General features: G+C 71.4%; 9 protein-coding genes and 1 pseudogene. 3 read left to right on the forward strand and 7 right to left on the reverse strand.

All coding sequences use genetic code 11. The features are described 5' to 3' along the window. Together crcB and ACFQ36_RS19255 are read right to left on the reverse strand one after the other, a co-directional pair. Positions 1-331, reverse strand: a 331-nt coding sequence (gene crcB, locus ACFQ36_RS19250; protein ID WP_377016557.1) for a fluoride efflux transporter CrcB, incomplete at its 3' end; no start/stop codon positions are given. Beyond that, positions 328-777 (reverse strand): fluoride efflux transporter FluC, encoded by a 450-nt coding sequence (locus ACFQ36_RS19255; RefSeq protein WP_377016559.1) that lies wholly within the window; start codon positions 775-777, stop codon positions 328-330. The genes ACFQ36_RS19255 and crcB, both read right to left, overlap by 4 nt. A 169-nt stretch (positions 778-946) precedes the next feature. On the opposite strand from ACFQ36_RS19255, the gene ACFQ36_RS19260 reads away from it, so the two are divergent. Further along, entirely contained in the window at positions 947-1,366 is a 420-nt protein-coding gene (locus tag ACFQ36_RS19260; protein WP_377016561.1) for a MarR family winged helix-turn-helix transcriptional regulator, read from the forward strand. Between the two features lie 57 nt (positions 1,367-1,423). Further along, positions 1,424-1,588, forward strand: a pseudogene (locus ACFQ36_RS19265) (alcohol dehydrogenase catalytic domain-containing protein); the annotation flags it as partial. A 258-nt stretch (positions 1,589-1,846) separates the two neighbouring features. On the opposite strand, the gene ACFQ36_RS19270 reads toward ACFQ36_RS19265, so the two are convergent. From ACFQ36_RS19270 to ACFQ36_RS19290, 5 genes are all read right to left on the reverse strand, one after another. After that, positions 1,847-3,094: a plasmid pRiA4b ORF-3 family protein gene (locus tag ACFQ36_RS19270; protein WP_377016564.1), complete on the reverse strand. Its 1,248-nt coding sequence runs from the start codon at positions 3,092-3,094 to the stop codon at positions 1,847-1,849. A 133-nt stretch (positions 3,095-3,227) separates the two neighbouring features. After that, positions 3,228-3,392, reverse strand: coding sequence for a hypothetical protein (locus tag ACFQ36_RS19275; protein WP_377016566.1), 165 nt, complete (start codon positions 3,390-3,392; stop codon positions 3,228-3,230). Between the two features lie 101 nt (positions 3,393-3,493). Then, on the reverse strand, positions 3,494-4,273 hold the full coding sequence (locus ACFQ36_RS19280) for an SDR family NAD(P)-dependent oxidoreductase (RefSeq protein WP_377016568.1): 780 nt from the start codon (positions 4,271-4,273) through the stop codon (positions 3,494-3,496). A gap of 172 nt (positions 4,274-4,445) precedes the next feature. Next, positions 4,446-5,810: a rhodanese-like domain-containing protein gene (locus ACFQ36_RS19285; protein ID WP_377016570.1), complete on the reverse strand. Its 1,365-nt coding sequence runs from the start codon at positions 5,808-5,810 to the stop codon at positions 4,446-4,448. Between the two features lie 91 nt (positions 5,811-5,901). Continuing rightward, positions 5,902-6,396, reverse strand: coding sequence for an FBP domain-containing protein (locus ACFQ36_RS19290; RefSeq protein ID WP_377016572.1), 495 nt, complete (start codon positions 6,394-6,396; stop codon positions 5,902-5,904). 300 nt (positions 6,397-6,696) lie between these two features. Here ACFQ36_RS19290 and ACFQ36_RS19295 point away from each other — a divergent pair. Further along, the coding region (locus tag ACFQ36_RS19295; RefSeq protein WP_377016574.1) for a hypothetical protein at positions 6,697-6,964 on the forward strand (268 nt) is incomplete at its 3' end.

Here is a 6,964-nt window from a genome sequence, read left to right on the forward strand (position 1 = left end):
CCGCCGCGGCGGCGGCGAGCGTACCGAGGGCGTTGGCCGCGGCCAGGCCGCCGCGCCCGGCCTGGATCAGCCGCACCGTCTCGACGCTTGCGGTGCTGAAGGTGGTGTAGCCGCCCAGGAAGCCGGTGCCCAGGATCAGCTGCAGCTCGGCGGGAAGCCCGCGATGCATGGCGGCGCCAGCCAGCAGCCCGAGCAGGAAGGAGCCGCTGACGTTGATGGCGATGGTGCCCACCGGCAGGGCGCTGTGCATGCGCGAGCGGATGAGCCCGTCCACGATAAAGCGCGTTCCGGCGCCGGCACCGCCAGCCAAGGCCAGCAGCAGGACGGTCACCGCGCACCTCCGCGGCCGGCCACGCTGCTGCGGGCGGTCCGGGCCGCCCGGCGGACCCCCGTCCAGATGCCGGCCAGGCTGGCCAGGAAACCGGCGACGACGGTCAGCACGGCATAGCCGAAGGCCAGGCCCGGCGCTCCGGCGCCGACCAGCAGGTTCAGGTCCAGTGCGAAGGTGCTGTACGTGGTGAAGCCGCCGAGGAAACCCGTGCCGGCGGCCAGGCGCACCGCCCGCCGGGCGCCGTGGTCGGACCCGGACCGCAGCAGAGCCTCCAGCAGCAGGCCCAAGGCGAAGGCCCCGGCCAGGTTGACCGTCAGGGTGGGCAGGGGCCAGCCGCCGGGAGCCGGCAGGGCCAGGGCCACGCCGTAGCGGGCAAGCGTGCCCAGCATCCCGCCCAAAACCACGAGCAGGATGCTGGCGGGCCTGAGGTGGACCGGACGCGGCATGGGTCCAGCGTAGTGCCCGAGGGTCCCAAACCGGGCCTGCCAGGTCTGGGAGGGCACGGAGCACCAACCGCCGAGGGACCCGCCGCGGGCGTACGAACGGTGGGAGGCGGTGAGGCGCCGGCCGAGTCGAACGGGGACCCGGCCTTGACCGGCTTTGTATGGTGGGAGCATGGCAGAGAGCAGACCCATCGGATTCTGGTTGCGGCTGGTCGACGGGCTGATCGGCGAGCAGTTCGAAGCGACCGTGGAGGAACACGGCATTACGCGCCGGCAATGGCAGATCATGAACGTGCTGGCCGAGCATCCGGCCACGGCGGCGGAGTTGGACGAGTCCCTCAGGCCCTTTTTCAAGCAGACCCTTGACGAGTCCTCCGCCGAGCACCTGGACGAACTGATCGAGAGCGGCTGGGTGGCCGAGGACGACGGCCGCTTCGTGCTGACCGAGCAGGGGCACAAGAGCCTGGCAGCCTTGGGTGAGGTGGTGGAGCGCAACCGGCGGCAGGCCACCGAGGGCATTGCCGAGGAGGAGTACGAAGCCGCGCTGGACGTGCTGCAGCGGATGGCGCGGAACCTCGGCTGGGAAGGTTAGGTTCCCTTCCCAGCACCGCATCCGGGTGGGAATACCGGGCTGCGGGCAGGATCCACGGTGTTCGTCCCCGGGCACGAGAACTCCGGCTGGGTGGAGGAAACCGGACCGGGCGTGGACGGTATCACGGCCGGAGGCGCCTACCTGGTCTACGGGCCCATCGGTCGCTGCCGGGCCTGCTTGCACGGCCAGGTCACGTACTGCGGGAACACTGCCGGCATGATGCCCTGCCCGGGCATCGGGCTCGGACGCGACAAAACTGACAGTGGTGGAGTTTCTTCACCACGCCGTACGAGTCCACCCTCACATACCTACCGGGGAACTATCGAGGACCTGCACGAGATGGCGGCGATACCGGGCCGGCCAGATCACTCCCGAGATCGAGCGCTACAGCCTGGACGATATGCCCGGGGCCTGCCGCCGGCTCGAGTCGGGCGGCTCTTCGGACGTGCCATGGTGGTCCCGCACGGCTCCTGGCTCCTCTCAGGTACGGTCCGGACCGGCTTCCTGGCGGCGCAGGATCTCCACCAGGAACTTTGCGCCCGCAACGCTGGCTTCGTCCCGGTCCGGCAGGCAGTTCCCGGGCAGGAAGAGATTGAGCACGCGGAAGGTCCAGTCCAGTTCCCGGGCCAGGTCCGTGCCCACTTCTTCGGGAACGGGCACATCCCCGGGCAGCCGGTAGCCGGCCGCCTCCAGGACATCGGCCAGCAGCTGCCCGCGCCGGTGCCCGGCCGGCAGCGGTCCGGACAGCAGCCAGCGGGCGAAGAAGCCGTTGAGGAACGCCCCCGGCTCCGAACCGGGGTGGGCCAGCCGGTCCGCCAGATAGTCCCACAGCCGGTCCTCGCGGTCCGGGCCGGACAGGGCGCGGCCGGCCGGGGTCCGGATCAGCCGGCCCTTGAACTTGCGCAGCAGCCCCCAGTCCTGCAGGCGGGTCCGCAGTTCCCGGACCGGCCGGGTGCGCGCCTCCCGGCAGGACTTGCCGGAGGGCTCGTCCGCCCAGCCGAGCACCTGGGCCGCTGCCCGCACGACGGCGGGTTTCAGGTAGCCGTCCCTGGTCAGCTCCAGTCCTTCCGCGCCGGTCCGCTCCAGCAGCCACGCCACCGGCCGCAGCACTTCGGCCTTCTCTTCCGCGCTGGCTTCGGCACCGGTCAACTGCACGCTCAGCCGGGCCAGGCGCAGGTTGACCCGGTCCAGGTCGAAGCCTGCCGGATCGGACCCGGGCAGGACTTCACCCGGGGCCTCCCGTGGCCGCAGGGATCCGTGCCCGGGGTCCGCCGGATCCGTGAGGATGCCGCAAACGCCCCGGGAGCCGCCCGGGCCGCCGGAGTCCTCGATCGGCCCCCGGTTGGCTCCGGCCAGGCAGCTCAGGTAGCCGGAGGGCATGACGGCATGGCCGGTCACCGTGATCTCGTGTTGCCAGCCGCCGCAAAGGTCATACTCATAGACCAGGGTGGATTTTCTGCCGTGCAGGGCGTCCGCGAGGGTGAAGTCCGCCGCCAGTTCCACGCCCAGTTCGAGCGCCGTTTCCTCATCCCCGGCAAAGATGCGCCGACCGGCACCGGCCAGGCTGAACAGGTGCGTGTGGCGGTCCTCCCAGCCGAAGGAGAGCTGGATGGCGCGGTGCAGGTCCGGCAGCCCGATACCTGCAGGAACGCGCAGGTCCCGCCAGATGTGAGGCTCGCTCTCCCGCAGCTCGATATGGAGGTCAAGGGCCTTTTCGGCGTCTCCCATGAAGCCATTCTGCCAAGCCGGGGCGGCGGAAGGCATATTGTTCCGGAACAAGTCGTCACCGCCCCGGATGTGACATCCGGGTGCCGTGCCTGCGCCAACCGGCCCGGCAGCTGCTGCCTGCCCGGTCGCGGGCTCAAGGAATTCCGGTGCCGTCCGTGAATTCCGCTCGCGCAGCCTTGGCAAACCCAAAGCGCAGGGCCGATGAGTCCGCGGGAAAGCTGCTGAAGTAGTTGGCCAGATCCTGCACTTCGCCGTCGAGCCCCCGATAGTTGTAGAGCTTGCGGGAAGCTTCCTCCATTTTTTGGCTCAGGCCGTCGCCGGCTTGGATGACCGGCTCCGAGCCGATCCCCGGAGGACCCAGGCTGCGGCGACATACGCCGACCAATTTTTCGAGGGGGGTCAGCGGCCGCGGCTGGCGATCCGGCCCACGAGTGCAGGCGGCAGGGTCCTGGCCAGGACGGCGAGCGCCTTGTAGCGGGCGCTGGGGATGGACACGGCCTTGCCGGCGGCGGCATCGCGCAGCCCGTCGCGGACCACCACGTCGGCGTCCAGCCACATCCAGCCGGGGATCTGCCGCGTGTCCAGGTGCATGCGCTGGTGGAACTCGGTGTGCGTGTAGCCGGGGCAGACAGCGGTGACGGTGATGCCCTCGGACCGGTACTGCAGGTTGGCCCAGCGGCTGAAGTGGATCATGGCCGCCTTGGCGGTGGAGTAGCTGCCGCGCGGGGTAAACCCGGCCACGCTGGCGACGTTGATGATATGCCCGCGGCCGCGCCGGCGCATGCCCTGCACCGCGGTGTGGGCCAGCGCGATGGGGACGGTCACATGGATCCGCAGCAGGTCCAGCTCGTCCTGCAGCGGGCTGTCCGCGAAGCCGGCCCGCAAACCGTGCCCGGCATTGTTGATCAGCGTGCCCACCGGGGCCGACTCGTCGGCGAGCCGGTCGATCACCCGGACCACGCCGTCGTCCTGCAGCAGGTCCGCGGCCAGGGTTTCCACCCGGACGCCGGTGTCCGCCCGCAGCCGGGCGGCGCTCTCCGCCAGCCGGGCCTCGTTCCGGGCCACCAGCACCAGGTTCGCCCCGCGGGCGGCCAGCTGGCGGGCGAATTCGGCGCCCAGGCCCGCGGTGCCGCCGGTGATCAGGACGCTCTCGGGCATGCCGGCAGGGGTTGCAGTCATGCCTGTACCCTGCCGCGGACCGGCGTCGCTGGCAAGGGGCCGCGTCGGGCCTCCCTGGGCATCCTGCACAACGATCCGGCCGGCACGCCGGTCCGGGACCTGCGGGCCCGGCTCGGCAGCCGCCGCCTTCCAGGCCAACCTTCTGCCCCGACGGACCCGGGAGCTACACCGGCTACCGGTTTCGGGGAAACCGAGCCGGATCCCGGCTGCCTTCGATGTCCTGGTAGTTGGCGTCGATGAGCACCACGTCGTGGCCGGCACGCTGCAGCAGGCTGGCGGCCACGCCGGCCCGGTAGCCGGAGGCGCAGTGCACCCAGAGCCGGCCCGGCGGCAGCTCGTCCAGCCGGGAGAGCAGTTCGTGCACCGGGACGTTGACCGCACCGTCCAGGTGGGACCGGGCGTATTCGTCGGTGCGGCGCACATCCAGCAGCACATCGCCCCCGCCGAAGGTGCGGGGCACCCCATCCCAGCCCACCCGCGGATAGTCCGCCGTCGGCACATCCGGCGCCCAGTCACCGGGCCCGGTCCCGAGCCGCGCATCCGGGGACTCGAAGCCGATCCGGGACAGGTCCCGGATGGCGTGTTCCACCTCCCCGCGCGAGCCGAGCAGGGTCAGCGGCCGGTTCCAGGGCAGCACCCAGCCCACGTAGGAGGTGAAGCTGGTCCCGGTGCCGTATTCGAAGCTGACCGAGCCGCGCAGGTGGCTGCTGGCGTAGGCCACGCGGTTGCGCACATCCACCACCCACTCCCCCGCCTGGAGCCGGCGTTGAAGCTCGGCGGGGTCCAGCGATTCGGGCACCGCGAGCTCGGCCGGCCCGGCACCGCGGCGGTTCACCGGCGCCATGTGGGCGTAGTAGGAGGGGTAGGCGCCGAGGTTATTGATCAGTTCGCGCACGAAGTGGTCCACGTCCGGGTCCGTCAGGGCGTGGTTGCTGCCCAGCTGGCCGGCAATCGTCGAAGACGGGGTGCCGGCGGCCGGCCCGCTGGAGCAGAACGAGCCGAAGCCGTGCGTGGGATACAGCGCCGCCGCCGGGGAGGCCTCGGCGGCCAGCCGGCGGGCGGAGGCGTACTGGTCCCTGGTCAGCCCCTCGGTGTCTTCGGGGCGGACCAGGTCGGTGCGGCCCACCGAGCCGTAGAGCAGGCTGCCGCCGGAGAACACCGCCTGCTCCCCGCCGTCGTCGACGATGTACGCCAGGTGGGTGTGGGTGTGGCCCGGAGTCGCCACCACCTTGACCCGCAGCCGGCCGACGGCGACGACGTCCCCGTCCCGCACCGGGGTGCGCTCGAAGGACACCTCGTCCGCGGCGTTGACCAGGTACTGTGCCCCGTGCGCTCGGGCCAGCTGCAGGCCGCCGCTGAGGTAGTCATTGTGGATGTGGGTCTCGGCCACATGGGTGAGCCGCACCCCGGCCTCCCGGACCGCTGCCTCGAGCCGGTCCGTGTCCCGCTGCGGGTCGATCACCAGCGCCACGGCACCGTCATGCACCAGGTAGCTGCGGTCCCCCAGCGGCGGGGTTTCGATCACGACGACGTCCATGGTGCCTCCTCGAAAGTCCTGTTTCCATGGTGCGCACAACCGCACCGTCTGGAACACCCCGGGAGGGGGCAGCCGCGGCGGCCGCTGCGGCCTACCGGCCGAGCACCCGGTGCAGGAACAGGGCGGTGCGCTCGCGCAGCCCGGCGATCCTTCCGGCGGTAACCGCTTCCGGGTCCGGATGGATCGGTGTGGCCGGCACCTCCTGCCGGACGTTGGCCGAGCAGACGAAGTCCGCACAGATCAGCGTGCCGACGGTGTTGCCGTCCCGCCCGGGCTGGCCGGCGCGGCGGGCGACGTACAGGTAGACGTCCTCCTCCGAATGCACGTCCTGGCACAGGGCGCAGAGCACGCGCCTGTTGCCCGGCGTGGAGGTTTCCGGTGCCCGGAGCAGGACGCCCATGGGCCTGCCGTCCAGCGGAGTGACGAGATAGCCGCGCTGCGGCATCTTCGGGTCCCGCCAGCCGAGGTAGTCAAGGTTGTCCCAGTCCAGGTCGGCGAAGCCGGCCGGCAGGTTCAAGGCCGAGACCTCGGAGCGGGTGGCGTTGATGAAGGACTTGCGGATGGCGGAATCGGTGAGTTGTTCCATGGTTTTGCTTCCCGTGAAGAACTGATGGTGGCAGGGCGGCAGCCGGCAGTCTCCGGGCAGGCGGAAGCGGCGCAGCACAGGGCTGCGCGGACCGCTCCCGCGAGGGCGCGGCCGGGTCCGCAGGGTGGGCCGGGAGGCTTCAGACGGTGGTGTCCGGAGATGCTGGCGCAGGACGGGCCGCACTGCAGGCCATTGCGGCCACCTCGCTCCCCATGGCAGCGGCATGCATGCTCATCAGTCCCGTCGTCTCCGAAGATCGGCCCACACGGCGTGGGCGCGGCAAGATTCTAACCACTTCCTGTGCCGTGGGCCAAGATGCGCTGCGCCGGCCGGCGGCGGGCCTGCGCGGTGGTACCGGCCCGCTTCTTCCCCAACGGACCGCCCGTCATCCACCTGGCACGCGGCAACCCGGTCCGGCAGGCGATCGAGGCCAATCCGAACGTGGCATTCGGCGTGGTCGGCGGCTACGCCTTTATCCCCGCCGCCGGGCGGCCAAGGGGCAGTTTGACCGGCGCGCCGCCGAGCGGCCTAGGCCCGGCCGGCGAACAGGACGGCGGCCACCCGGCGC

Origin of the sequence: Arthrobacter sp. GCM10027362, assembly GCF_042679445.1 — a bacterium.
Taxonomy (GTDB): domain Bacteria; phylum Actinomycetota; class Actinomycetes; order Actinomycetales; family Micrococcaceae; genus Crystallibacter.